General features: G+C 45.7%; 26 protein-coding genes. 7 read left to right on the top strand and 19 right to left on the bottom strand.

What is annotated here, in order from left to right:
- Positions 1-50: 50 nt before the first annotated feature.
- Both groL and R7F07_RS16820 read right to left on the bottom strand, forming a co-directional pair.
- The gene (groL, locus tag R7F07_RS16825) at positions 51-1,649 is read right to left on the bottom strand and encodes a chaperonin GroEL (RefSeq protein WP_005388702.1); all 1,599 of its coding nucleotides are present in this window, start codon (positions 1,647-1,649) and stop codon (positions 51-53) included.
- Positions 1,650-1,682: 33 nt separating this feature from the next.
- Entirely contained in the window at positions 1,683-1,973 is a 291-nt protein-coding gene (locus R7F07_RS16820) for a co-chaperone GroES (RefSeq protein WP_005373989.1), read from the bottom strand.
- A 267-nt stretch (positions 1,974-2,240) separates the two neighbouring features.
- Here R7F07_RS16820 and R7F07_RS16815 point away from each other — a divergent pair, with 267 nt between their 5' ends.
- The gene (locus R7F07_RS16815; RefSeq protein ID WP_225496497.1) at positions 2,241-2,591 is read left to right on the top strand and encodes a rhodanese-like domain-containing protein; all 351 of its coding nucleotides are present in this window, start codon (positions 2,241-2,243) and stop codon (positions 2,589-2,591) included.
- A 96-nt stretch (positions 2,592-2,687) separates the two neighbouring features.
- On the opposite strand, the gene R7F07_RS16810 is transcribed toward R7F07_RS16815, so the two are convergent.
- The 4 genes from R7F07_RS16810 to R7F07_RS16795 all read right to left on the bottom strand — a co-directional run bounded on the left by R7F07_RS16810 (position 2,688) and on the right by R7F07_RS16795 (position 6,854).
- Positions 2,688-3,086, bottom strand: a complete 399-nt coding sequence (locus R7F07_RS16810) for a GFA family protein (RefSeq protein WP_005373991.1) — start codon at positions 3,084-3,086, stop codon at positions 2,688-2,690.
- 252 nt (positions 3,087-3,338) lie between these two features.
- Complete coding sequence (locus R7F07_RS16805) at positions 3,339-3,602, bottom strand: DUF3012 domain-containing protein (protein ID WP_005373992.1); 264 nt, start codon at positions 3,600-3,602, stop codon at positions 3,339-3,341.
- 194 nt (positions 3,603-3,796) lie between these two features.
- Positions 3,797-4,816 carry a type 2 isopentenyl-diphosphate Delta-isomerase gene (fni, locus tag R7F07_RS16800; protein ID WP_225496508.1) on the bottom strand — a complete coding sequence of 340 codons (1,020 nt, stop codon included), beginning with the start codon at positions 4,814-4,816 and terminating at the stop codon, positions 3,797-3,799.
- 238 nt (positions 4,817-5,054) lie between these two features.
- Positions 5,055-6,854 (bottom strand): sodium:proton antiporter, encoded by a 1,800-nt coding sequence (locus tag R7F07_RS16795; RefSeq protein WP_318110540.1) that lies wholly within the window; start codon positions 6,852-6,854, stop codon positions 5,055-5,057.
- Between the two features lie 401 nt (positions 6,855-7,255).
- Here R7F07_RS16795 and R7F07_RS16790 point away from each other — a divergent pair, with 401 nt between their 5' ends.
- The gene (locus R7F07_RS16790; RefSeq protein ID WP_395233742.1) at positions 7,256-9,919 is read left to right on the top strand and encodes a DUF2339 domain-containing protein; all 2,664 of its coding nucleotides are present in this window, start codon (positions 7,256-7,258) and stop codon (positions 9,917-9,919) included.
- Positions 9,920-10,007: 88 nt separating this feature from the next.
- Here the strand turns inward: R7F07_RS16790 and R7F07_RS16785 are convergent, their stop codons facing one another.
- The 12 genes from R7F07_RS16785 to flgB are packed head-to-tail and all read right to left on the bottom strand — an operon-like array spanning position 10,008 to position 19,998.
- Positions 10,008-11,048: a flagellin gene (locus R7F07_RS16785; protein ID WP_005373996.1), complete on the bottom strand. Its 1,041-nt coding sequence runs from the start codon at positions 11,046-11,048 to the stop codon at positions 10,008-10,010.
- 18 nt (positions 11,049-11,066) lie between these two features.
- On the bottom strand, positions 11,067-11,966 hold the full coding sequence (gene flgL / locus R7F07_RS16780) for a flagellar hook-associated protein FlgL (RefSeq protein WP_005373998.1): 900 nt from the start codon (positions 11,964-11,966) through the stop codon (positions 11,067-11,069).
- Between the two features lie 13 nt (positions 11,967-11,979).
- Positions 11,980-13,353: a flagellar hook-associated protein FlgK gene (gene flgK / locus R7F07_RS16775; RefSeq protein ID WP_005374000.1), complete on the bottom strand. Its 1,374-nt coding sequence runs from the start codon at positions 13,351-13,353 to the stop codon at positions 11,980-11,982.
- The gene (locus R7F07_RS16770; protein WP_005374002.1) at positions 13,354-13,902 is read right to left on the bottom strand and encodes a rod-binding protein; all 549 of its coding nucleotides are present in this window, start codon (positions 13,900-13,902) and stop codon (positions 13,354-13,356) included.
- Positions 13,903-13,912: 10 nt separating this feature from the next.
- Positions 13,913-15,049 carry a flagellar basal body P-ring protein FlgI gene (locus R7F07_RS16765; RefSeq protein WP_086026720.1) on the bottom strand — a complete coding sequence of 379 codons (1,137 nt, stop codon included), beginning with the start codon at positions 15,047-15,049 and terminating at the stop codon, positions 13,913-13,915.
- Positions 15,034-15,705 carry a flagellar basal body L-ring protein FlgH gene (gene flgH, locus R7F07_RS16760; protein WP_017635111.1) on the bottom strand — a complete coding sequence of 224 codons (672 nt, stop codon included), beginning with the start codon at positions 15,703-15,705 and terminating at the stop codon, positions 15,034-15,036. Before flgH ends, R7F07_RS16765 begins: the two co-directional genes overlap by 16 nt.
- Positions 15,706-15,737: 32 nt before the next feature.
- Positions 15,738-16,523 carry a flagellar basal-body rod protein FlgG gene (gene flgG / locus R7F07_RS16755; RefSeq protein WP_005374008.1) on the bottom strand — a complete coding sequence of 262 codons (786 nt, stop codon included), beginning with the start codon at positions 16,521-16,523 and terminating at the stop codon, positions 15,738-15,740.
- A gap of 24 nt (positions 16,524-16,547) precedes the next feature.
- Positions 16,548-17,279 carry a flagellar basal-body rod protein FlgF gene (gene flgF / locus R7F07_RS16750; protein ID WP_005374009.1) on the bottom strand — a complete coding sequence of 244 codons (732 nt, stop codon included), beginning with the start codon at positions 17,277-17,279 and terminating at the stop codon, positions 16,548-16,550.
- Positions 17,280-17,291: 12 nt separating this feature from the next.
- Entirely contained in the window at positions 17,292-18,488 is a 1,197-nt protein-coding gene (gene flgE, locus R7F07_RS16745) for a flagellar hook protein FlgE (protein WP_005374010.1), read from the bottom strand.
- 27 nt (positions 18,489-18,515) lie between these two features.
- Positions 18,516-19,199 (bottom strand): flagellar hook assembly protein FlgD, encoded by a 684-nt coding sequence (gene flgD, locus R7F07_RS16740; protein ID WP_171342656.1) that lies wholly within the window; start codon positions 19,197-19,199, stop codon positions 18,516-18,518.
- Positions 19,199-19,633, bottom strand: coding sequence for a flagellar basal body rod protein FlgC (flgC, locus tag R7F07_RS16735; protein ID WP_005374012.1), 435 nt, complete (start codon positions 19,631-19,633; stop codon positions 19,199-19,201). The genes flgD and flgC overlap by 1 nt, the downstream gene beginning before the upstream one ends.
- 2 nt (positions 19,634-19,635) lie before the next feature.
- Positions 19,636-19,998, bottom strand: coding sequence for a flagellar basal body rod protein FlgB (flgB, locus tag R7F07_RS16730; RefSeq protein ID WP_005374013.1), 363 nt, complete (start codon positions 19,996-19,998; stop codon positions 19,636-19,638).
- A gap of 77 nt (positions 19,999-20,075) precedes the next feature.
- Here flgB and flgA point away from each other — a divergent pair, with 77 nt between their 5' ends.
- The 4 genes from flgA (at position 20,076) to R7F07_RS16710 (ending at position 22,476) form a co-directional block, all read left to right on the top strand.
- Complete coding sequence (gene flgA, locus R7F07_RS16725) at positions 20,076-20,873, top strand: flagellar basal body P-ring formation chaperone FlgA (RefSeq protein ID WP_171342657.1); 798 nt, start codon at positions 20,076-20,078, stop codon at positions 20,871-20,873.
- Between the two features lie 136 nt (positions 20,874-21,009).
- Complete coding sequence (gene flgM / locus R7F07_RS16720; RefSeq protein WP_005374016.1) at positions 21,010-21,291, top strand: flagellar biosynthesis anti-sigma factor FlgM; 282 nt, start codon at positions 21,010-21,012, stop codon at positions 21,289-21,291.
- Between the two features lie 20 nt (positions 21,292-21,311).
- Complete coding sequence (gene flgN / locus R7F07_RS16715; protein WP_005374018.1) at positions 21,312-21,749, top strand: flagellar export chaperone FlgN; 438 nt, start codon at positions 21,312-21,314, stop codon at positions 21,747-21,749.
- Entirely contained in the window at positions 21,730-22,476 is a 747-nt protein-coding gene (locus R7F07_RS16710; protein WP_042523341.1) for a lytic transglycosylase domain-containing protein, read from the top strand. Before flgN ends, R7F07_RS16710 begins: the two co-directional genes overlap by 20 nt.
- Before the next feature lie 435 nt (positions 22,477-22,911).
- Here R7F07_RS16710 and R7F07_RS16705 read toward each other — a convergent pair whose 3' ends face one another.
- On the bottom strand, positions 22,912-23,430 hold the full coding sequence (locus R7F07_RS16705; protein ID WP_005374021.1) for an NUDIX hydrolase: 519 nt from the start codon (positions 23,428-23,430) through the stop codon (positions 22,912-22,914).
- A gap of 277 nt (positions 23,431-23,707) precedes the next feature.
- On the opposite strand from R7F07_RS16705, the gene R7F07_RS16700 reads away from it, so the two are divergent.
- Complete coding sequence (locus R7F07_RS16700) at positions 23,708-23,974, top strand: DUF333 domain-containing protein (protein WP_005374023.1); 267 nt, start codon at positions 23,708-23,710, stop codon at positions 23,972-23,974.
- Positions 23,975-24,053 lie beyond the last annotated feature (79 nt).

Genomic DNA, 24,053 nt, shown 5'->3' with positions numbered 1-24,053 from the left:
CAATGTTATTGTTATTTTAACGCTTACTTAATCACTAACGGTTGATGACGTTAGATATCAAGTTCTTTGTCTTCAACGTGGTTGGTGATCATCGCTTCAGTGGTGATCATCAAGCCAGCAACAGACGCAGCGAATTGAAGCGCTGAGCGTGTTACTTTCGCAGGGTCCAAGATGCCCATTTCGATCATGTTGCCGTATTCACCTGTTGCAGCGTTGTAACCGTAATCGGCATCACCCGCTTTGACAGCGTTCGCCACAACAGAAGCTTCGTCACCTGCGTTAGTTGCGATTTGACGAAGAGGCTCTTCCATTGCACGTAGCGCAACTCGGATACCCACGTTTTGGTCATCATTGTCGCCTTTTAGATCCGCCAATTCTTTCGCGATCTTAGTTAGGGCAACACCACCACCAGCAACAATACCTTCTTCAACCGCTGCGCGGGTAGCGTGTAGCGCATCGTCCACGCGGTCTTTCTTCTCTTTCATCTCAACTTCGGTTGCAGCGCCGATCTTGATCACCGCTACGCCGCCAGAAAGCTTCGCAACACGTTGTTGAAGCTTGTCTTTATCGTATTGAGAGGTGGTTGTTTCGATTTGTTTTTCAATCGAAGCCACACGATCAGCAATCGCGCTTGCTTCTGCTGCGCCACCCACAATGGTTGTTGTGTCTTTGGTGATGGTCACTTTCTTCGCACTACCTAGTTGCTCTAACGTTGCTTTTTCGAGCTCTAGGCCGATTTCTTCAGAGATGACCGTACCAGCAGTTAGTACCGCAATGTCTTCCATCATCGCTTTACGGTTGTCACCAAAGCCAGGCGCTTTCACCGCGGTCGCACGCACGATGCCGCGCATGTTGTTCACAACCAATGTCGCTAGCGCTTCACCTTCGATGTCTTCAGCAATGATCAATAGCGAGCGAGAAGATTTCGCTACTTCTTCTAGTACAGGCAATAGCTCGCGGATGCTGCTGACTTTTTTGTCCACCAATAGGATGTAAGGGTTGTCTAGCTCGACGCTGCCATTTTCTTGGTTAGTGATGAAGTATGGCGACAAGTAACCGCGGTCGAATTGCATACCTTCAACCACAGACAATTCGTTGTTTAGACCTTGGCCTTCTTCAACCGTAATCACGCCATTGCGACCCACTTTCTCCATCGCTTCTGCAATGATTTCACCGATCGCGCGATCGCTGTTTGCAGAAATGCTACCCACTTGGGTGATAGATTCTTTGTCGCTGCATGGCTTAGACATTTCACGTAGTTTCTCAACCGCCGCTTCAGTGGCCTTGTCGATACCACGTTTTAGGTCCATTGGGTTCATGCCAGAGGCTACCGCTTTAAGACCTTCATTGATGAAAGATTGCGCCAGTACGGTAGCGGTCGTTGTACCGTCCCCCGCTTCATCATTCGCTTTGGACGCCACTTGTTTCACCATTTGTGCGCCCATGTTTTCGAACTTATCTTTCAGTTCGATTTCTTTCGCTACAGACACGCCATCTTTGGTGATGGTTGGCGCGCCGTAAGATTTATCAAGCACAACGTTGCGGCCTTTCGGGCCTAGTGTCACTTTTACTGCGTCCGCCAGTAAGTTCACACCTTTCAGCATTTTTTGACGTGCGTCATTAGCAAATAATACGTCTTTTGCAGCCATGGTTATCTCCTCAAAAAACTACTACAAAAATAATTACTCAACGATTGCTAACACATCAGATTCGGACAGAATTAAGTATTCTGCGCCGTCAATTTTCTCGGTTTTCACGCCGTAACCGTCATTGAAAATGATTTGGTCGCCCACTTTGACTTCCATCGCAGCGCGTTCGCCATTTTCAAGACGTTTACCTAAACCAACAGCTATGACTTTCCCGCGGTTTGATTTTTTCACCGACTGAGAAGTTAAAACGATTCCCCCTTCAGATTTATTTTCCACCTCTTGTCTTTCAACAATTAGCTTGTCATTTAAAGGACGAATTTTCATTTTTAAGTGCCTCCTACTTGGAACCAAAAATAAAAGACAAAATAAACATCAAGATGGATTTGCGAGTCGACAGCTCGCTTTCGATGAAAATAATAAGGTCGAAAAATGAGAGTTCAAGAGGTGAATTTGATAAAAATTTTTTATTAAATTAAATAAAATTTTCTATCGAATTATCGCATTCACAACTACTTAGCATCTCTTTATGATGGAAAATATGCTCAATCAAATCTAGAGTGGTTACGTACTCTTAAAAAGGATAATCAAACAATGAAAAAGGCCGTATCTCTATTTCTTGCAACGTTGTGCGTTGGCTTCCTCTCACCCAACGTGTCGGCTTCTGAACGCGCTGAACAAGGGTGGCAATTGATTGACAAGGGCGCGATGATTGTCGATGTGCGTACGCCGCAAGAGTTTTCTGAAGAGCATTTGGATAATGCCGTCAACTTCCCTTTATCTGAACTTGATAAACATTTTCAAGACGTCGATAAAGATCAAGCTATCGTGTTGTACTGTCGCAGTGGTAACCGCTCTGGCAAAGCGTATCAATACTTACAATCACAAGGCTTTACGAATCTGCACAATGCAGGTGGCTTAGAAGAACTACAAGACGCCAAATAGTCGTCTCCGTTCTAATATACAAAGTAAAAGCACAGAGCGTGTCGCAAGCGTATTGTAACGCGCTCTGTTTCTAAATACTTATCTACAACAACTCTACTATCTGGGCCCTGCATCAAATTGAGTCAGGTTGTCCGATATCTCGATCCATGGCGCTTTCGATGCGACAAAAATATGGAAATCAGGCTTGTGAGAAGGTGTGTCATCCAAGATACCAAGGCGAATATTGACGATCCCATTGTTCTTTTTCGAATACAGGCTCGATCCGCAGTGGCGACAAAAGCATAGCATGGTATTTTCGCTTTTCTGATAAGTTTGAATATCTTCTTTCCCTTGGATAATAAGCAGTTTATCCAACGCAATACCACCGGCAGATGAATAGTCAGAACCTGTGAACTTGCGGCATTCAGAGCAATGGCAATTTCCCATGTACTTAAATTCATCTGCCACTTCCAACTTTACCTTGCCGCACAGACATGAGCCTTTTAGTACTTCCATTTGAATTCCTTTTTGTTATGAATCTAATTGAATTAGATGGCTATCTCGACACCATGCCATTGCAATACGAAAAATTAAAGACAGGCAATACAGGTTTTCAAAAATGAAACGAAAATGTAAAACATTCCATTCAGAGGGAAGTGCGCTCGACACGTGAAAAATCGAGCTATTTTAGATACAAAAACACCAAGCAATAACGCTTGGTGTTTCCCTCACAGAATGTCGCCTCAGAAAAGGCGCTTTCCGCTGTGCTTAAAAAATGCAGTGTTTAGTAAAGCTGGTCGCTTCGTTTGCAGTCCAGTCACCTTTCGGCTTATCTTTCAGGTTTTCACACCATTGCTCGCTGCCGACACCATCTTGCAGAACACAATGCTTTGCAAAGTCTACCGCGTTGTCTGCTGTCCATTCTGTTTTTGGCTTATCGCGCATGTCGTTACACCAGCCTTCAGTGCCCACTTCATCACTACAAGCGGTCAAAGCAGAAGCCGCCAACATCAGCATGACTAGTTTTTTCATAAATTTAAGGTTCCAGTTGCAAACAATAGTAAAATTAAACTCAATCTCTTCAACACATGCCCATTCAAGTGTCTGAATAAAGGCGTCACTAGCTGAAGTGACTTTTGTATCAACTATAACGAAATTATCAGTCTACGTGTTAAGACACCGAAAAATTATTGAGCGACACTGTGTAAAGCGCGCCATTCTAAAAGCTATAGGCAGCGCGCTTTTGTTAGCTCACCAACCTTAAAAGAGCCAGTACCAAAGCACGCTAAACGCAGCTCTAATGCCATTTGTTCAAAGTGATCGACGACAGATTGCGTGCTGATCGTCGCAGCTTTTAATACTGCACCTGCTTGCCCAATGAGATTAGCACCCAGATGAATGGCTTTCGCCGCTTCAAGCCCATTACGAACACCTCCCGAGGCGATCAAGGGTAATGTAGGATGCAGTGCGCGGATTTGAGCCAAACATGTTGCTGTAGGGACACCCCAATCGCGGAAAAGCTCGGCTGCACGCTGCATTTTCGGATTATCTTGGCAATACCCTTCAACCGCACTCCAGCTTGTGCCACCCGCGCCCGCAACGTCAATTGCATCCACACCAGCATCAATTAATCGCTGCGCAACGTGTCCGCTAATACCAAAACCGACTTCTTTGATAATGATAGGAACCTTCACGCGAGATTTAAGCATCTCAATTGCCTGGAAAACACCAACCCAATTGTGGTCGCCATTTTTCTGAAACGCTTCCTGCATTGGATTAACGTGCACAAACAAGGCATCGGCTTGAATCGCCTCAACCGCACGTTGCGCATTATCGAGTTTACCTTTATCGAGCAATTGAGCGGCTCCAAGATTGGAATACAACGGTACTTCTTTCGCCAACTCACGAATGGTTTTACCCAAGCCCGAATGCTGACTTTCTTCTAAGCTAATCCGTTGCGAGCCCACACCCATGGCAATACCTAATTCACTTGCTGCTTCAGCTAGACGACAATTGATCGTTTCTGCGTCTTTTGCTCCGCCAGTCATCGAGCTAATCAAAAACGGTAGCGCTAATTGATGACCAAGAAACTCTGTCGATAAATCGATCGCGTGAAAGTCACATTCTGGCAGCGCACAGTGTTCAAACTCGACAGACTCAAAACCCGCCGTTTTATGCTTCATGCTCATATCATGATGTAAAACAGCATCTAGGTGTAAATCTTTTCGGTTAGTTTGCGGAGCCATAATGTCACCCTAAAGTAAAACAGTCGCGCAGTATTGCGATCCTTATCAGTAACGTCAATGCGAATTTTGTGAATTTGCCGGATTACTTTTCCGAAACGAGTAATGAATCTCGACTGCCCCTGACATTATAAGAAAAGAAACTCGCTTTCCGTTTTAAACAAGCCGGCAAGTTTCTCTTCAAATTGAGATAATCAGCGTACGATACCCATGATGAAAATGGATCACATTGCTCTGTAGTTTACTTTACGCTGTCCGACAGAATTAGCGACACAACAGTGCTTGTCGTCGTTGGTTCAAACTGTTCGGGATCATCACAGAATTGAATTTTTCCTTTTTCTTCTACATGGAACAGCGGTACAACTGAACTACCTTTGTGATGCGCTAAATAGTCTTGATACGTGAAGTTATCGCTCAATTTCGTGTGTTTAACCTCGGCACCACGACTTAACATACTGGCTAGCTGGGTATAGCTTACATTGCCGCCCATCAGCAATTTACCATGGTACTCCTGAGCCACGGAGTGCTTCTCGCTGCCATTGCCGTTGGTTTTCACTTTTTGTAAGCAGTGAACTTTATCTTCCCCAAACTCGTCGACGAATTGCATGCAAGCCATAATGTTGAAATGCTGATCGGGCGTTAATGCAACCACTTGTCCAACTCCTATCAAGTTCAAGTTGTCGTCCGCGTGACTAGAAATAGGGTTGCCGTAATAGTAATCCAGTCCCAACATACGAACCTGACTGATGTACTCCCAGTTTGAGTCAGTCATTAATACGCGACGGTCATAACGCGACAACGCCTGCCCTATTTCTCTTGCTACTCGGTTAGCACCAATCAACAAGAAGCCGCGTGGTGCTGGCTCTGCAACGCCCAACGTCAGCGCTACAGGACGTGCCGTCGCACTTTGTAACACGACCGTTCCTATAATCACCATGAAGGTCATAGGGACCAGTAAAATCGCTTCATCAATGCCGTATTCGGTCAATTTGATCGCGAAAAGAGACGAAATCGAAGCAGCAACAATACCGCGCGGTGCAACCCAAGACAAAAACAGCTTATCTTTGAGACGCAAGTTGCTGCGGAAGGTTGAAAGAAAAATCGATAACGGACGCGACACTAACTGCATAAATACAAACAACAATAACGCACCGCTACCTAGCGCAGCAAAATCATCCAGACTGATTCGAGCCGCAAGGAAGATGAACAATCCGGTGATCAGTAAAATGGTTAAATGCTCTTTAAAGTGCAGAATTTGCTGAATATTGATGTCTTTAGCGTTTGCGAGCCACATACCCATTACGGTGACGGTTAGTAACCCAGCTTCAGACTCAATGTGGTTAGAGACCGAAAATACACCTAGAACCACCATCAAAACCGCAAATGGCTGCAAATATTCCGGTAGCCAAGAGCGACGCATGATCGTCGCAACTGCATAGCCTGAGGCCGCACCTAGCATGACGCCGACAGCAATGATCGTCCCAAACACTTCGACGCTATTTATCGCGCTGTGAGATACGATAAACTCGTAAACCATCACAACAAAAAGCGCACCGAGCGGGTCAATCAAAATCCCTTCCCATCGCAAAATGTTAGCAAGCGTACTGTTAGGTCTTACGGTTCGTAGAAGTGGCACGATGACCGTCGGCCCTGTTACTACGGTTAAGCTGCCGAACAACATGGCAAGCTCCCAAGTAAAGCCGAGGAAATAGTGTGTTGCGATACTGGTCGCTGCCCACGAAATGATCGCCCCGATGGAAACAATGCTCCATACCGAACCACTCACGCCACGAATTTCTTTAAAGTTTAAGGTCAAACTGCCTTCAAATAAAATCACTGCCACCGCTAAAGAAACCAACGGAAAGAGCAAATTACCTAATATCTCATCAGGATTTAACCACTGCATAAATGGCCCGACGATCAGCCCTGCCAACAACAAAAATAAAATCGCTGGCAAACGCAATCGCCAAGCTAACCATTGGCAACCTAAACCAATAACCCCAACCGCTGACAGCACCAGCGCTTCATTACCCACTTGCATCAATAATTACCTGTTTTTGTCTTTTTTCGCGTGAATGCGCTATACCCGAATACATTCAGCCTTACGGTCAAATAGAAACAACCGAACGTGCAAATCAAACGACTGACCTTCGATGACATCGCTATGAAACGCACATGTTTGAAGTCATTTGGCGATCGCATCAGAATTATGAATATAGTTGACCCCCAATGACTTAACGACTCATTTTTGTTCATCAGGTCTTAAAGTGGCACACAAGTGTGCGACTTTGTCGAATCTAAAGAAAGCGCGGAACCTAGCACTATATGAGGCTAAGGCATAGAGCATGAACTAAGCTTTAGCGTAAGTGCTCAAAGTTAAGAATCGTGGGTCACGCGACGTACGCAAGGAGAAATGGATTGTACGTAATACTAGCACTGTTCATGGCGTGTCTCGCCATCCTCATCGGAGTGAAAGCCGCCAACCGAGCTGCACTTTTAGAAAAAGAACTAGCCAAACTTCGTGAGGAAGTCACATCACTACGAGCCAGTGTCCATGGGGGCTCAAACCCACAAGCGCACCAACAATCCAGCATCGAAAAAGACACACCATCTGTAGCGACGTCACCTCACATAGAATCACCACAGAAAAATGTCTCATCCTCTGGGGAACATGATCCAGCTGCCAACCTAGACTTGGACCAGAGCGCTGCGAATCAAGGGTACGCCCAGACAAGAGAAGTGCAACTGGATGTTTTTAGTCAAGAAAATGAGTCATTCCTTCAGAGTAAAGTTCAGAGCCTGCTTAGCAACATTCAAGAAAATTGGTTGGTTTGGGTAGGCGCATTGGCCATGCTGATCGGTGGAGGTTATCTCGTACAGGTGATTGGTAGTCACATCCAGTTTTCGCCATTTATGCGAGTGTCCTTTGCCTTTGTGATCTCATTACTTATGGTGCTTGTTGGCGAGTGGTTTCACCGTAAAGAACAACAGAATCCGCAACGGGCAGCACGAGCCCAAGGCTTTACGTATGTTCCTGCTGCTGTTACCGGTACGGGATTAACGGGCATTTACTGCACCGTCATTTTTGCCTTTGTGGTTTATCAAATGCTAACGCCGAGTATCTCGTTGTTCATCTTGGCTTCAGCGGCATTTTTCAGTTTAGCATTATCATTGCGACAAGGGCCGTTAATGGCCGTGCTTGGCTTAATTGGTGGCTACACAGCACCACTGTGGATTGGGGGTAATGAACCCAACTACTTTTTGTTAGCCGGATACATCTGCGCAATTTCGTTCGCGGCGACCTTATTGATGCAAAAAGTGCGTAGGTCATGGATTACGCCAAGTATCGCGATTCCACATGTCATTTGGATGTTGCTGTTGATTGAGAGTACACCAACAGAACTGTTGTTCTCGTGGCTCGCGATTTATCTCTCCATCACTTTGTATCTCATTTTCGCGGTTCCGAGAATGGGTTGGATGCTCAATCCTCGCTTTCGTCACTATCAAAGCAAGTGGACAAACTCGCCGACCGCTACCGCTCTCGCAACTGCTTTATTGACCTTTTCTGCCGTCACCAGAATGCCGGATCTGAACACTCTACAAATGGCGTACTGTTATACGCTGCTTGTTGCGATCATCTGGCTACCAGCACTTCGTACAGGCTGGTCATTACGTGTATTTTTGCCATCCATTCTCGTCTCAGCAACCGCGCTGATTGTTCTTACCATCGCTTTTAATGCGCTGTATATGTTAGAGCGAGAAGCTAGCATCCTATTCGCATTGGCGGTGAGTATTGCGCTGATCTGCTATCGAACATATTGCCAATCACTTAGTGACCGTTCGCAACTCAGTGGGCTGCTTCTGCTGGTACTGGCTCCCGCGATGAGCTTAATTACGTTGTTTTATATTGACGAATTTATGCAAGGCTACCTGTGGTATTGGACTGCATTCTGCGCATTGATGGCCACTTACTACGTTGTGCTTGGTCAGCGTGCACGTTCGTTGGCATTAGAATGCTCTGCCGTTATGCATGCTTTAATCGTAGGTATCGCTTTTGTTTGGTTGAGTGATACTTGGTTAACAACAGCAATCTCAATACAAGTTGCGATAATGGCCTTACAGGCTCAAGTCGGGTTATTTCGACCTGCGAGTTGGGCGATTAAAGTGGCAATGGGAATACTGGTTATCCGACTCACGCTGCTACCTTTCATACCCGAATGGCAACCGGTAGAAGCTGGGCATTGGGCTTGGGTTCTGGTGAGTTATCTGCCTTCTCTCTTCATCTTGTCTTATGCTCGTTCAACACTAAAACAAGTGGACCGAGAACTGACCAACTGGTTTGAAGGGGCGTTTTTACATGTATTCTTAATGGCATTGTTCACCCAAACTAACTACTGGTTAACGGGGCAATATGGTTACTTGGGGAACATCGACTTCACAAGTGCGGCAGTCTTTGCCAATCAAGCATTAGTTATGGGTTTGGTATACAGCTACCGCAGCCAATTTGCGCAACGCTTAAGCCGTATCTACGAAATCTATAGTTACTTGCTTTGGTGCGCGTTCGCTATATTGATTATTTTGCTTAATACGGCAGAATCGCCGTTGGTGACTGATAACGTCTCGGCACAAGCACTTCCCATCTTTAACATGCTGAGTATCGGCTGGCTGTTACCAGCTTGCATCCTGCTTATCGCAACCTTTAAACGCTGGAATACGTTGCAAGTTCATCGATTTGCGATTGCTAGTCTAGGCTTTTTACTTGCAGCCATTTGGTTGGGGATGTCTATCCGTCAATTCTGGCAAACCACATCGATGATGCTGTATCAGCCAACCAGCATGGCAGAGTTGTTCAGTTATTCAGTGGCTGGCTTGCTCGTAGGTGGATTGCTGACTTGGCGCGGCGTGACCCAACAGGGGCTGATGATGCAGCGTGTCGGTCTAGTGGTCCTTGCCGGTGTCGCACTGAAAGTATTCTTATGGGATGTGAGCTCTCTGGATGGGTTCTGGCGAGCAATAAGCTTCTTAGGCTTAGGTGCATCTTTGATAGCACTTGGATGGCTATTCCAGAAATTGAATCGTTCGGTGGCAAAAGCACTCGAGCCCTAGACGAGTCAAAGAGAGATTCCCGACAGTGCGCTGTTTTCGTTATTGGGGGACGATAACAGTGTAAAGCCGGGAATCATTGGAGTGTTCGTTACTTCAGTAAAGCGACCACGGTATGACGACGCACGTTTGCTTGCGCATTCAATGCCTGAAAAGTCGAAGTAAACTCGCCAGACTTTTGCATGAATCCATCCAGTTTTGCATTCACCTCATTGACTGAAAGCTGTGCGGTTTTGGTTTGGATAGAACGCATTTGAGTATTCAGTTCACCATGAAAAGCTTTCGCCTCCTGCAAGCTCGTTTGAACTTGTTTCAGATGCTGATTTACTTTGGCAATCGTCTGCTTGATGCCGTCGCGTGAGCCTAAATCAAACCCGAGCTCCGCAATACCATCTGGCTCAGACTTTAAGTTCAAAACGTTAGGCTGCCCCGCAGGGAATCGGTGCCCTTCCCCCGTTACCATCACCTTTTGCTGCATTTGTTGATAAGCGTTGTCTCTGGCTTCAAATAAAATGCTGCCATCATCGGCTAATGAGGCTCGCATTCCTAACGCAATCAAGCTGCGATCCAGCATTTTGACCGTTCGCTCACCGTCTGATTGTCCATCAAACTGAATCATCACCGCTTGACCTTGAGGAAAATCCAAACGGATTTGCTCGGCCTTGTCGCTTAAGCGATGAACATTCAAACCTGGAATAGAAAAGCGACGAATATCCGCTTTATCCAGTTTTAAGTGCAGTTCGTTATTTAGGACTTTCTGGCCATCGAAACGTGCTTGCTCAACGACTTTTTGGATGGTGGCTTTAGAACGAACCAATGTATCCTGCAAACCAGGAACATTTTGTACGCCTTGATTAATAGCTTGCGTCAAACCACGTTTAATTTGCGTGAGCTCTTTGCCAATCACCTGCAGCGATTTGGACGCGATCTGAACCGCCGTGGCTTGCTGCTGACCCTGCGTAAGCTGAATACCAGATACAGAGTAGGCTGACGCAGTGTCAGCCTGAATTTGCGCCGGGCGCGGTTTAATTGCCGTACTTGAGTCTGCAGAACGGGTCGGCATGATAGAGGCTTGTTCTTGTCCACCTAAGCGTATGCTATGGGGTCTAACCTCTACTGTACTCATTACCATAAAAAGAACTTCCTAACCTTATAAACGGTCAAACAGCGACAAACCATCGATCTTCACATAGCTTGCTTGCGTTGCTTGCAAAGCGGCCATGTAATTACTCAATCGTACCGACGCTTCACCATAGTCCAGAGCAGAGAGGTCTCCAGATACTTTGTCAACGAACAGCTTGTTTTCACTGTGCGCGCCACCAACAAGATCTAAGTTGTTGTGTCGACCACCAATCTCAGTCATGGTCCCTAGTACGTTTGAAAAAGTATCGTCGATAGCGCTGATACTCGCCTCAACTTCAGCTCTGAAGTTGGCGGTAGGGCTCTCAAACTCTTTGATCAGCGCATCAATTTGGTTAAGCACGTTATGGCCTCCCCCAAGGTCCAATATTTCTTTTGCAGTCATATTGGAATCCATCGTGACGCCTTTAGCAATTGTTACTACGCGCTTGTCACTATTACCTTCAATTACGTAGCTGCCGCTCGCTTTACTTACAGCCGCAGTATCCGTTTTAGTACCAGAGAAAAGGTAGTGCCCTTCTTCATCCTGCGCGTTAAAAGACGACTCAATAGAATCACGGTAACTCTTAAGCTCTGTAATCATACCGCCACGACTTTCGTCAGTAAGAGAGCCGTTCGCACCCCAAAGCGCGATGTCTCGCATGCTTTTTAAGCTTTCTTTGATCGAATCTAAATGGGTTTCTTGACTCGATAGCGTCGTTTTTACGTTTTCAATGTTGTTTTTGTACTGAGCAATCGCACTGGTTTCTCGGTCTAAGTTAAGCAACTTGATCGAAGCCATTGGATCGTCAGACAGCTTGGTTAAGCGCTTGCCAGTAGACATCTGTTGCAGAGCTTCGCCTAATCCCGCGCTATTGCTCTGCAAGCTGTGCAACATCATTTGACTAAATTGATTGTCACTAATTCGCATCTAAACTTTCCTCTTAGAATAACTGCAGAATAGAATCGAGCAGTTGATTTGCTGTGCTGATCACTTTCATGTTGGCATTGTGCGCATTAGCAAACATCATTAGGTTAGCCGCTTCTTCATCGCTGTTTACGGAACTAACATTATCGCGAGCTGCGTGCGCTTGCTTGTTCATGGCTAACTTCGCTTGATAATCAGCATTAGCTTGGCGTGCTTTAATTGCGGTTTGACCCACCATTGAACTAAAGGCATCGTTCAAGCTTACTGAGCCGTAACCTGATACCGCCACTGGCTTGTTGCTTAACTCGATCAATGATTGCAACGCATCTGCGTTACCAGGTGTTCCATCACTTGAGAACGCAAGCTCATCTGGAGTTAGCTTGGTAATATCCAAACTGGCTGCAGGGTTTGCTGGGTCATAGCTGAACAAAGGTTTACCTGGGTTGCCATTTAAGTCTTTGCCAGTCGCAAGCACGGCGTTGTATTCATCCGCGAGAGCTTTCGCCATGTCATTCAGAGCCAGTTGGTTTGGTTTCAACACTTCGGTTTGATAGTCATTAATCGCACCTAATTTGCCACCAAGCGAGTCACCAATCGCAAAACTTTGATTCGAGAACGTGACGTGTAAGTCCGCCAAGTAAGGATCACTCGGGTCAGGAATGGCTTCCAGTTTGCCATGGTCCGTACCCATCACAAGCGGTTGACCAGAGGTTAGTGTGACCTGAACACTGCCGTCATGCTGCTGTGTTGTTTTGATTTCAATGGTTTGAGATAACTCACCGATTAACCTATCTCGTTCATCCATTAACTGTGATGGGTTACCACCTGTACCTTGCATCTCTACCAGTTGCTTGTTCACCTTCGCGATATTTTCCATAAGGCTATTCGCGTGGTTAAGCGCTGCATTACGTTGATCGCTCATGTCTTTATGTTGATTGTATAAAGATTCGGTAAGCGTATTAAAACGGCGGGCCAAAGCTTCAGATTCGTTAATGATCTGCTGGCGGTAAGGTATGGATTCCGGCTTAACGGTCGCATCGTTAAGCGCAGCGTTTAGCGAGTCCAAGCCAGCCGATATACTGAAACCATCGGCACCAAGCGTATTCTCCAGCTGACTCATGTTACTGGTGTATCCAGATGCGTATGCCGCCATACTGTTAGTCGACCACGTTTGCTTAATCAGAAATTGATCAGTAACGCGGCGAATGCTAGTGACTTCTACCCCTAAACCTGGACTTAAGCGATTGGCTTTACCATCATCGACAGACGCCATCAACGCTTGTTGACGACTGTAACCCACGGTATTCACGTTTGCCACGTTTTGCGCGGTTACGTCTAGGGCCACACGGTTCGCGCCTAAACCTGAAAGGGCAATATTAACTAGGTTCATTTACAGCTCCATTTTTCTGATCAACGGCTGAGAAAACGCGGTAGTCATACCGGCCTCACCGAATACCTGTTTTACAGAGGCGACGGCTTGAGAAGCGGTATTAAATAGGCTTGAATTCTTCTCCACCTCTTTAGAATCTACTTGTGAGATAGATTCAGAATTCGAAGCTTTACCATCGTTAGCGGATGAGATGTTGCGCGCAGCATCGAAAGCAACCTCACGCATAGACGGGCTCAGCTGCTGGATGAGCATATTGGCAATGCCTGAGCTCTGTTTCTTTGCTAGTTCCATCGCCAGCTGACCGTCATACATATCACGGAATACCCCTTGTTGCTGACTGGCAAACGGGCTGTCTTTATCAGCAAGAGCATCACTACTGCTACGCATTTGGCGTAACACCATTTGTAGGAACATTGCCTCAAATTGACCTGCGACGACTTCAAGTGCTCCTTCTTGATCACGACTATGCTTGATGTTAGCCAATGCACTATTGTCGTGATAAAGCATCGAATTTAACTGAGTTTGTTCATTGGTACTGTCTAGCTTCATCCTTAACTCCTTATATCACGACCAATTCAGCGTTCAATGCACCTGCTTCACTCAAAGCTTGCAGGATAGACATCAAGTCTGTAGGCGTGGCACCTAAACTATTTACCGCATTAACTATGGTGTTAAGTTCCGTGCCTGGAGGCCAAATCACCATCTGAGCGAGATCTTCATTCACATCAAGGTCCGTTTGGTTAACGACTTTCGTATCGCCATTTGCAAACGCATTAGGCTGACTAACTTGTTGTGATTCAGAAATTCGCACGGTTAAGTTACCGTGACTTACTGCTGCTTCACTCACTTTGACACTCTTACCGATCACTACGGTGCCAGTGCGAGAGTTAAAGACAATACGAGCAGGTTTACGGCCTTCAACGACGCTCATTTCTTCAAGCATCGACATCATGACGACACGTTGCTGTGTATCTTTTGGTGCACGCATATCAATGCGCGCTTTATTGATCGCAACTGCAACGTTAGGTCCAAAAGTGTTGTTAATTTCACGCGCAATATTTTTTGCTGTAGTGAAGCTAGGCTTGCGCAGGTTTAGGGTGATTTCATCACGTTGGTTGAAATCGGTTTTGATTTCTCTCTCTAAAGTCGCACCATTCGGAACGCGACCCGCCGTTGGTGTGTTTACTTCTACTTTGGAGCCACTTCGCCCCTCTGCAGATAAGCCGCCCACAACCACGTTACCTTGCGCAATCGCGTACACTTCGCCATCAATACCACGTAAAGGCGTTAGCAATAACGTACCACCGCGAAGGCTCTTTGCATCACCGATTGAAGACACAACCACATCCAACGTTTGTCCTGGGCCTGCCATTGGGTCAACGGACGCTGTCACACTCACAGAAGCCACATTTCGTAGCTTAGGGTTCATACTGTCATCAATTTGAACCCCAAACTGACGTAGCATGTTGGTAATAGATTGAGAGGTAAATTTCACTTGGTTTCGGTCACCTTGGCCGGCTAAGCCAACTACCAAACCATAACCAACCAGTTGGTTTTCTCGAATGCCGCGAACATCGACCAAGTCCATGATCGGAATTTCCGCTTCAGCACGTGAAGTGCCTGGTAGTCCCAAGGTCAACACCAATAGGAGAGACATAAAGAAAGATTGCATTGTCTTCATTAGAAAGGTACCCATGGGCTGTTGAAGAACTGAGTTAGCCACCCGGCTGCGTTGCTGTCAGCTAGCGCTCCGCGACCTGCGTAGGTAATTCTTGCATCAGCAATTCGTTGAGAAGAAACTTGGTTACTGCGGTTAATATCATCCACACGGACGATACCGGTTAGACGAATAAACTCGTCGCCTTGATTCAGACGAAGCCATTTTTCACCGCTGATACGCAATACGCCATTAGGTAATACTTCGTGTACCGTTACCGTAATGGCACCTTGAAGCTTGTTGCCTTGTGAACTTGATGCACTGCCATCGAAGTTACGTTTGCCATCCACGCTAACCCCTAACTCATCGATAGTTTTCGTGCCTATGGTCGGCGCCACAAAGTTAATTGCTGAACTTTTACCGAACTTAGTACCCGCATTTTTACTCGATGAGGTTTCTTCTGATAGTTGAACCGTTAATACATCGCCAACTCGGTAAGCACGACGATCCTGGAACAGGGTCATCGTGTATTGGTGACGATAAAGGCTACCAGATTGGGTTTCCGGCAGCGTGTAATCGAGCGTTGGTGGTGCATATTCCTCAGCATTCGGCTCAGGCGGAATAAATTCCTGACGGCCAGCACATCCCACCAGCAACACGGCGGCTACTGCCCAACTCTTAGAAAGCCATTTCATTGCTTTTTCCTTCATCATCACCAATTTCATACTTACATTGATTGCGAAACAAACTTCAGCATGTCATCTGCAGCAGAGACCACTTTCGCATTCATCTCATACGCACGTTGAGTGGTGATCATGTCGACCATCTCTTCTACTACTTGTACGTTTGACCCTTCCAGTGCACCTTGCTTGATAATGCCGGCACCATCAGCTCCTGCAATCAGCTCATCAGCTGGACCGCTGGCTTCCGTTTCACGGAATAAGTTGCCACCCATGGCCTCTAAGCCGGCTGGATTGATGAATTTTGCAAGTGTAATTTGACCAAGCTGCTGAGGTGTTGGATCGTCTGCTGTTGTTGTAGTCACTGTGCCATCAACACCCACAGAGAAAGAGACCGCATTGTCTGGGATCTGGATTTGAGGCTCTAAAGGCAGGCCCTGACTGTTCACCATTAAGCCTTCTGAGTTTCGATGGAACTGACCATTACGTGTATACATGATCTGTCCGTCCGAGTTTTCTATTTGGAAGAAACCCTGACCCATTACAGCAAGATCCAACTCTTGCGTTGTGTTTTGGGTATTACCTTGCGTGAACACTTTTTGTGTGCCAACAACGCGAACACCGCTACCTAGCTGAATACCACTTGGTAGTTCGTTAACTTGGTCTACTTGTGCGCCTGGTTGACGCTGAATGCTGTAGAAAAGATCTTCAAATACGACTCGGTCACGCTTAAAGCCAACCGTGTTTACGTTTGCTAGGTTGTTAGAAATGGCAGTCATCTTCGTGTCTTGCGCTGCCATGCCTGTCTTACTTACCCATAATGCTGAATGCATTTTTTACTCCTTGCGGGGCGAGACTTAGCTCGCCGCCATTAATTTGTTACCAGCTTTTGCTAGAGTTTCCGCCGTTTTCATCATGCGAACTTGCATTTCAAAGTTGCGCGTCAGCGACATCACACTAACCAATTCATCAATAGCAGATACGTTACTGCCCTCAATGTGCTCAGGAGAGAGTTGCACGGTTTCATCTGCCGCGAATGGCACGCCATCTACGCTGTGCAGCAAGCTATCGCTCTCTTTTTGCAGTTGATTAATTTCCGGTTTAACCAACTTCAAAGTGCCTGCCACAATTTCTGCGCCGCCACCTGGTGGGATCACTGAGACTTGACCACGCTCGCTGATTTCAATCTTTTGATAATCCGGCACAACCAAAGGACCATTGTCACCGAGGACAGGGAACCCATTGATTGTTAGAGCGCCAAAAGTATCGACCTGAATATTGCCTGCACGGGTGTAAGCTTCGTTACCCGCTGGGGTTTCTACAGAGAGATATCCCTCCCCCATAACCGCAACGTCCAACGGACGTCCTGTTTTCACAATATCGCCAGCGTCGAAACGTGTTGAGGCAGAGTTGGTCACAACCATAGTGCGACCATCAAAACCTGGGCCTTGCATCTCTACACTACGCACACGCTCCATATCCGCTCGAAAACCCGCAGTATCAGCATTTGATAAGTTGTTTGAACGAACGTGCTGCGCTTTAAGAACTCGGCTGGCACCCGACGTTGCCGTAAATAACAAACTATCCATGCAAAACTCCCATTACACCGCGTTAAACAAAGCTTGAGTAAGCTTGTCGCTGGTAGAAATTGTCTTTGCGTTTGCTTGGTAGTTGCGTTGTGCAGTCATTAGAGCAACAAGCTCGCTGGTTAAGTCAACGTTAGAACCTTCTAATGCACCCGGAGTTAGGTCACCCATCGTACCTGAACCCGGAACACCCATAATTGGAGCACCTGAGCTAAAGCTTTGAGTCCATGATGTTCCACTCACTTTCGCTAAGCCTTGTGTGTTTGCAAAATCAGCAAGAACAACCTGACCTTGTAGCTGTGATTGGCCGTTAGTGTAAGTCGCGTAAACCATGCCGTTACCTTCAACGCGTACACCTGCAAGTTCACCTGATGTGTAACCGTTAGGACTATTAGTACTTACGCCAAAAGCTGCACCAAATTGCGTGCTGCCTTTCAGGTTAATGTCTACACTCATCGCGTTCGCGCCTGCAGCAGGGAATGAAACATTAAACGGCGCAGTTGGTGCTGAAAGCGAGCCGTCTTTACCAAACGTTACAGGCACAGTTGCTACTGGCGTCGTACCGCCATCTACTTGAACGTTCACTTCCCACGAGTTAGAAGCAGTCTTAGTAAAGTACTGAGTTACCGTGTGCGAGTTACCCAGTGAGTCGTAGACTTTTGTTGTGTAAGACGAGTTAAATGAGCTTGGATCTTTTGGATTGAATGGCGTTACGGCTTTATCAATAACAGACGCGCTTGCGTCGAAGTTCGCAACAAAATCTAAGCTGTCTGTTGCTTTAGCATTCAGTGAGGAAGTCGATACCTGAATATTACCCACAGAACCTGTCATTAGGTTGTTGTTGCTATCGACACTGTAACCTTGAAGCTTTGCACCGCTGTTAGCCGTAACAAAGTTGTTCTTATCCGTTGAGAACACACCTGAACGTGTGTACAACATTTGACCCATATTATCTTTAGTAACAAAAAAGCCACCGCCATTAATAGCTAGGTCCATCGCACGGCCAGTTCCTGTGATACTGCCGTCTTTGTCGAAGTTCTGTGAAATTGACGCGACTTCCACACCACCAGGTTGCATGCCGTTATATACAGCGGAGAATTCTGTGCGGCCACCTTTAAAACCATACGTTGATGCGTTGGCAATGTTGTGACTGATTGTGTTTAGCTCTGTGTTGGTCGCGTCCAGACCACTTAGTGCGATGTTAAAACTCATAAATAGACCTCTGATTTCCGTATTTGGTTAAGCACCAAACTGAGTGATTTGATAGAAAGGAACGTTGCCAACGCCATGGACATTGACTAATGCTGCGCCACCGGTATTAGGAATGCGCACTTGCTCAACAGTGCCTGCCATCAGCACATTTGGACTTGCTTGCCCTTCTTGCACTTCTACGGCCACTGAGTATTTGCCTGGTTTAAGACCAAGTTCTTCAGGATTAATTGAAAAGTCGACGTCACCTTTGCCGTGAGCACCTAGTGGCACTTTAGTTGATTGACCAAATTCATCTTTAACAACTAACGTGACTTGGTTTGAGCTATGAGCGAGTTCGATTTTTCCGTTTTGTACGTCTTCACCAAGCTGAAATTCATCCGCATTGACGTAAACCGTTTGCCCAACAAGGCCTGCTGTTGACAGCACTTGCATGTTGTCCAGTAACACCATGCTCTGTTGCATTGTCTTAGACATATTCTCGGTACTTTGTACCTGCGAGAACTGAGCCAATTGACCAACGTATTCCGTACCATCAAGGGGGTTAAGTGGGTCTTGGTTTTGAATTTGAGCCACCATCAAAGAAATAAACTCATTCTCCAATGAAGAAGCACTGTTCATGTCTTTAGGGTTTGGTGAGATACCGTTGCTGTCTTTTGATTTTGTATTTACTGGAGCGTCAGACGATAAAGGGGTGTATTGTGCAATACTCATTAGCTACCCTGCCCTAATCTAAGCAGACCTTGCTGCATACTTTTTACATTGGCTAATACTTCAACATTCGTTTCGAAGCTGCGTGTTGCGGACATCATGTCTGCCATTTCAGCAACTACATCAATATCTGGGTAAAACACATAGCCTTCATCATTAGCCAGTGGGTTGTTCGGCTCAAAACGCTTCTCTGCATCTCCAGCATTTTTAACAACGTCAACAATGCGAACTTCTGCATTGGGATAAGCTCCATTTTCTGTTGTCATTTGCGTTTTTTGGTACACAGTCGCAAATACTGGCTTAAGCGCTTTATAAGCATCTTCTGGATTTGCAGATACTGCATCTGCGTTTGCTAGGTTACTGGCTACCGTATTAAGACGCACAGTTTGTGCTGTCATCGCGGAACCAGTGATCGAGTAAATATCAGTGAATGACATAATTAACGTCCCTCAATCGCTTTCGCTAAGCCATTAAATTTCATGTTGAGAAACGTCAGGCTAGTTTGAAAGTCCATGTTGTTTTGCGTGAATTTTGCTTGTTCAACACCAAGCTCTACGGTGTTGCCATTTTTGCTATTCTGGTAAGGCACCGAGTATTGGGCCTGAACCTGGAACTTTGGCACCGGTTTGTTCACACCACCTGCCGTTACTTGGTTCATTACGGTGGTGAAACTTAGGTCTTTCGCCAAATACCCAGGGGTGTCAACATTTGCTAGGTTACTGGCGAGGACTTTGGTACGCTGAACGCGAAAATTAAGTGCCTCTGGATGTACTCCTAAAGCATTTTCAAATGTGATCGCCATGCATCTTCCTTACAGTTGGCTCGAATACGCCAACATACAAACAAGATACGTGCCATAAAAAATAGCCATATATATCAATGATTTACAAACAAGGATGGAAGCCAAACTTCCGGTTCTCGGAAAGCATTAAAAACAAGAGGAAAGTGTCTACTTCCTCAACAATAATGCTGACGTTACTCGCTTTGACATCAGAACAAGCATTCGCCAACACCAATGACAAAACCCTAAGCGTTGAAGAGATAAGGTCCGTTGTAGCAACGGATTTCGAACAAGAGGTGGATCGCGTAGCGCTCTCCAATCAGTGGGGGGAGTACAAACTAGACTTCGACATGTGGGTGCCCGGTTCAGCCAATCACTTGCCAGAATGTGAATCGCCTTTAGTTATCACAGGTCGTGACAACAACACGTTGCCAGTCGGTAACCTCAAGCGCTCAGTCAGCTGCGACAATATCGCATCACCATGGCGAATTAACGTTACGATAAAGTCTTCGCTGACTCTGCCTGTTTTGGTCGCGACAACCACGGTTGGCCGAAATGAAGCCGTAACGGCTAAACACATAAAGCTTGAAACCCGAACCATCTCTCGCCAAGACGATTTTTATACTCGCCCCGAGCAAGCAGTAGGCTTAGAAACCTCTCGTCGTTTGCGGGCTGGACAAGTGGTTAATCCATCCAATTTGTCGGCCCCACCTCTAATCGAGAAAGGCAATGAAGTCATAGTCATTGCGAGCAAAAATGGATTTAGTGCCAGCACAAAAGGAGTCGCCTTAGAAGATGGAGCGAAAGGGCAACAAATTGACGTGGAAAACCCAAGTTCGGGCAAGGTCATAAGAGCAGTCGTAACTGGATTAAACCAGGTTCATACTCAATTTTGATTTTTTGACTCGGGGTAACATTTTTTAATTTTGGCTCTCGTCAGTAACACTGAACTTCGAGTACAAAAAAAATATTTAATGTTTATCACATTCTAACCGCCTACTTAATTTAGAACATGATGATGAGGACCACAGCATGAAAATCGACAAAGTCGCGGGCGGTCATGTCCCACAAACAAAATTACAGCAAGCAAGCAAACAGCCTGTCGACGTCGTCGAACAGAGCAAAGTACACGAGCCTGCATTTCAAGCGAATACCGTAGCGATAGATCGCGCTCAAGCTGAAATGGCATCACTACCTGATGTTGATATGGAAAAAGTAGAACAAGTACGCAACGCATTAGCGCGTGGTGAACTTAGCCTAGATACAAAAGTGCTATCCAAGGCAATCATGCAGTTCCATACAGGTCACGAGTAATAAAACGCTAGGAAGACATCATGGCAAGCGCAGTATCGCAGCGAATTCAACAATTTGTTCGCTCTATATCTGAGGATATTAAGCTTTATCAACAACTGCTTCCTTTGCTTCAGCAGCAAAAGGTATTGTACTTAAAGTTTGATGGAGAGGCACTGAACGACAATGTTCAGAAACAAATGCCGATACTCAATAAACTCAGCCGCTCCGCCAATGACAGAAGCCAGTGTATGCGAGCGCTGGGGTTAGCGTGTAATGACGCCAGCGTAAAACGAATTTTCAATGCTTTGCCTGCCCAAATAGGTATGCAAGCTAGAAAACAATGGGCGCTATTGGAAACGTTGGTAAGTCAGTGCCAACAATACAATCAGAGCAATGGCCACAGCTCTGCGGCGTTCCATGAGTTGGTCAGTCAACTCAAACAACCTGTGCAACACACTTATGAAGATAAATCGTTCTAAACGATGTTCGTCTTGCCTACAGATTCAGTCGCCATCTCGGCTGAGTACTGTAGGCCTTTTTATTTTTATTGCCTTTCTGTCCTACCTTCCATTCACATGCCAGGCAAAACCAAATGCTGTCGATATTCAAACGCAGTATCAAGTATTAGCCCCATACAAACCACAAATTGCCAAGCGTCTCGATTCATCCAAACCGGTAATTAACCACATTTTCAAACAGCTTCAAAACCACTCATTACCAAATAGCCTAGCCTTAGTGCCAATGTTAGAATCTTCTTACAACCCCAAAGCCGTTTCTCACGCTAACGCCGCCGGACTTTGGCAACTGATACCAGCCACAGCGAAACGTTTCGGATTAACGATAAATACAAAACAAGACGATCGCTTTGACACAGAAGCTAGCACAACGGCCGCGCTCAAGTACCTGGCGTTTTTATACAACAAATTCGATCAAAATATGGCTCTCACTTTAGCTGCATACAATGCCGGAGAAGGACGTGTTGCACGTGCTATTCAGCGAGCAGGAAGTCGAGATTTCCAACAACTCACGCTGCCTAACGAGACTCGCCAATATGTCAGCCGCTTCTATGCATTGGAAAAGTTGATAGATATCGGTCAGTTACAATCCTCATCATTTCAACCTTTACTCTTATTTGCTCCAGACGCTCCTATGATTTCACAACCGCTGGTCGACTTTAGCCGACTGCCTCCGCTAGTTAATTTGTGATAAAAGCTACGACAGAGCTCAATGTCAGAGAAACGTAAAATCACAAGATCCTGTTCGGCGAATTTGAAAACTCGTGATCTCTATGCAAACGTGTGCAAAAAAGTTGAGGTAAGGTATCTCAAAGATAAGAAAGAGTAGTGGTTTACTAAAAAGCGCCCCAATTGCGCTTGGCAATTGGGTAGATATGCGTCACATTGCGTTTGCAAAAAAACATGAAAACCAATGGTCAGACCTAATAATTATTTACACACTAAATTTAAAACAGCTATTGTTTTCATAGTTCGAAACAAATCTAACATATCAAGATGACGCTTCGCTTGCGCGTCTGGAATAAGTCCGGGTTCCGGGGGGGAGTCCGGACTTTTTTATTGCTCTAAAATCTTTGCCCACAATAGAGCCAACAGAAGCTAAGTCGTAATGATGCAAACTAGCTGTTTATAGTAATTCTTTAGAAATCAACTGAAGTAAAAACGTTTCGCGCTCAATGCTCATGCCTTTTTTCGGGCTTTCTGCCATCGTTTTTTCATTGTGTGCAATTGCTTCGTGTATGTTCATCCATACCGGGCGCATTCCATTTTTAACTTCGTAATCTTCATACGCCGTTTCGCCTAGCTCACGTTCGATTTTACATGTATAACAATACGACACCATGTGCATCACGTCAGCGTCATCCTTGTACCACGGACGAAACTCCTCAAAGATTCCGAAAGGCTTAATACCATGTATATTTTGGGCGCCCGTTTCTTCCTCTAATTCACGGACTAATCCAGCAATGACATCTTCACCATCATCAATACCACCGCCTGGTAGCGTGTAGTCATGGTAACGTTCTGTATAGAGCAACAGCACATCTTCACCATCAAGTACAATGGCTCGCGCTGCATTGCGCTGAAAAACAATTTTGTCATCCAAATGCTCTATGTCTGGATGAACGGTCGATTTTAAATGTCTCATCGAAAATACCACGGTCAATGTTTTGTGCGCATATTACCGAATTTCACACTTTAAATCATTGTTGTAGGCCAGGTACGTTCGAGCGCTTGTCAGGAAGTGATTGATATGACCTTCACAACAATACGCCAAGAACAGAAGTGTGACGTGCTAATCAGCAATAAATGAGAATATCTAAATTCTTATACGTCCCTCTTACTTTTAACATCGATAAGACAATAATCTCTTAAAGTTGCCTATAATCAATACAATACTCGCCCACCCCATGCGGAGATAAAGAATGAAAAAGACAAATTTAATGATGGCTATGGCTGCAACATTGGTACTGGCTGGTTGTTCAACTTACGAGGGAGCGACCCGATCAACTGAGTATACCTCCGTTGCAAATCCCGCAGCCGTATACTGTGTTCAGCAAGGTGGTGAGCTGGATACCGTGTCGGAAAACGGCGAACGTGTCACTTACTGTGTGCTGTCGGACAATGAACGCGTCGAGCAATGGGAATACTATCGCGAGAATCACAAAGAAAATGAGGGTGACAACTACTAATTATTTTTATCGATACGTCACCTTCCCTCTATCACTTAGGAGCCTTTGGGCTCCTTTTTTATTTGATTTATCAAAGTGT

Origin of the sequence: Vibrio sp. YT-16 (assembly GCF_033337405.1) — a bacterium.
Taxonomy (GTDB): Bacteria; Pseudomonadota; Gammaproteobacteria; order Enterobacterales; family Vibrionaceae; genus Vibrio; species Vibrio alginolyticus.
Note: the sequence above shows the minus strand (reverse complement) of the source record. Positions and strands in the feature narration are given on the sequence as shown.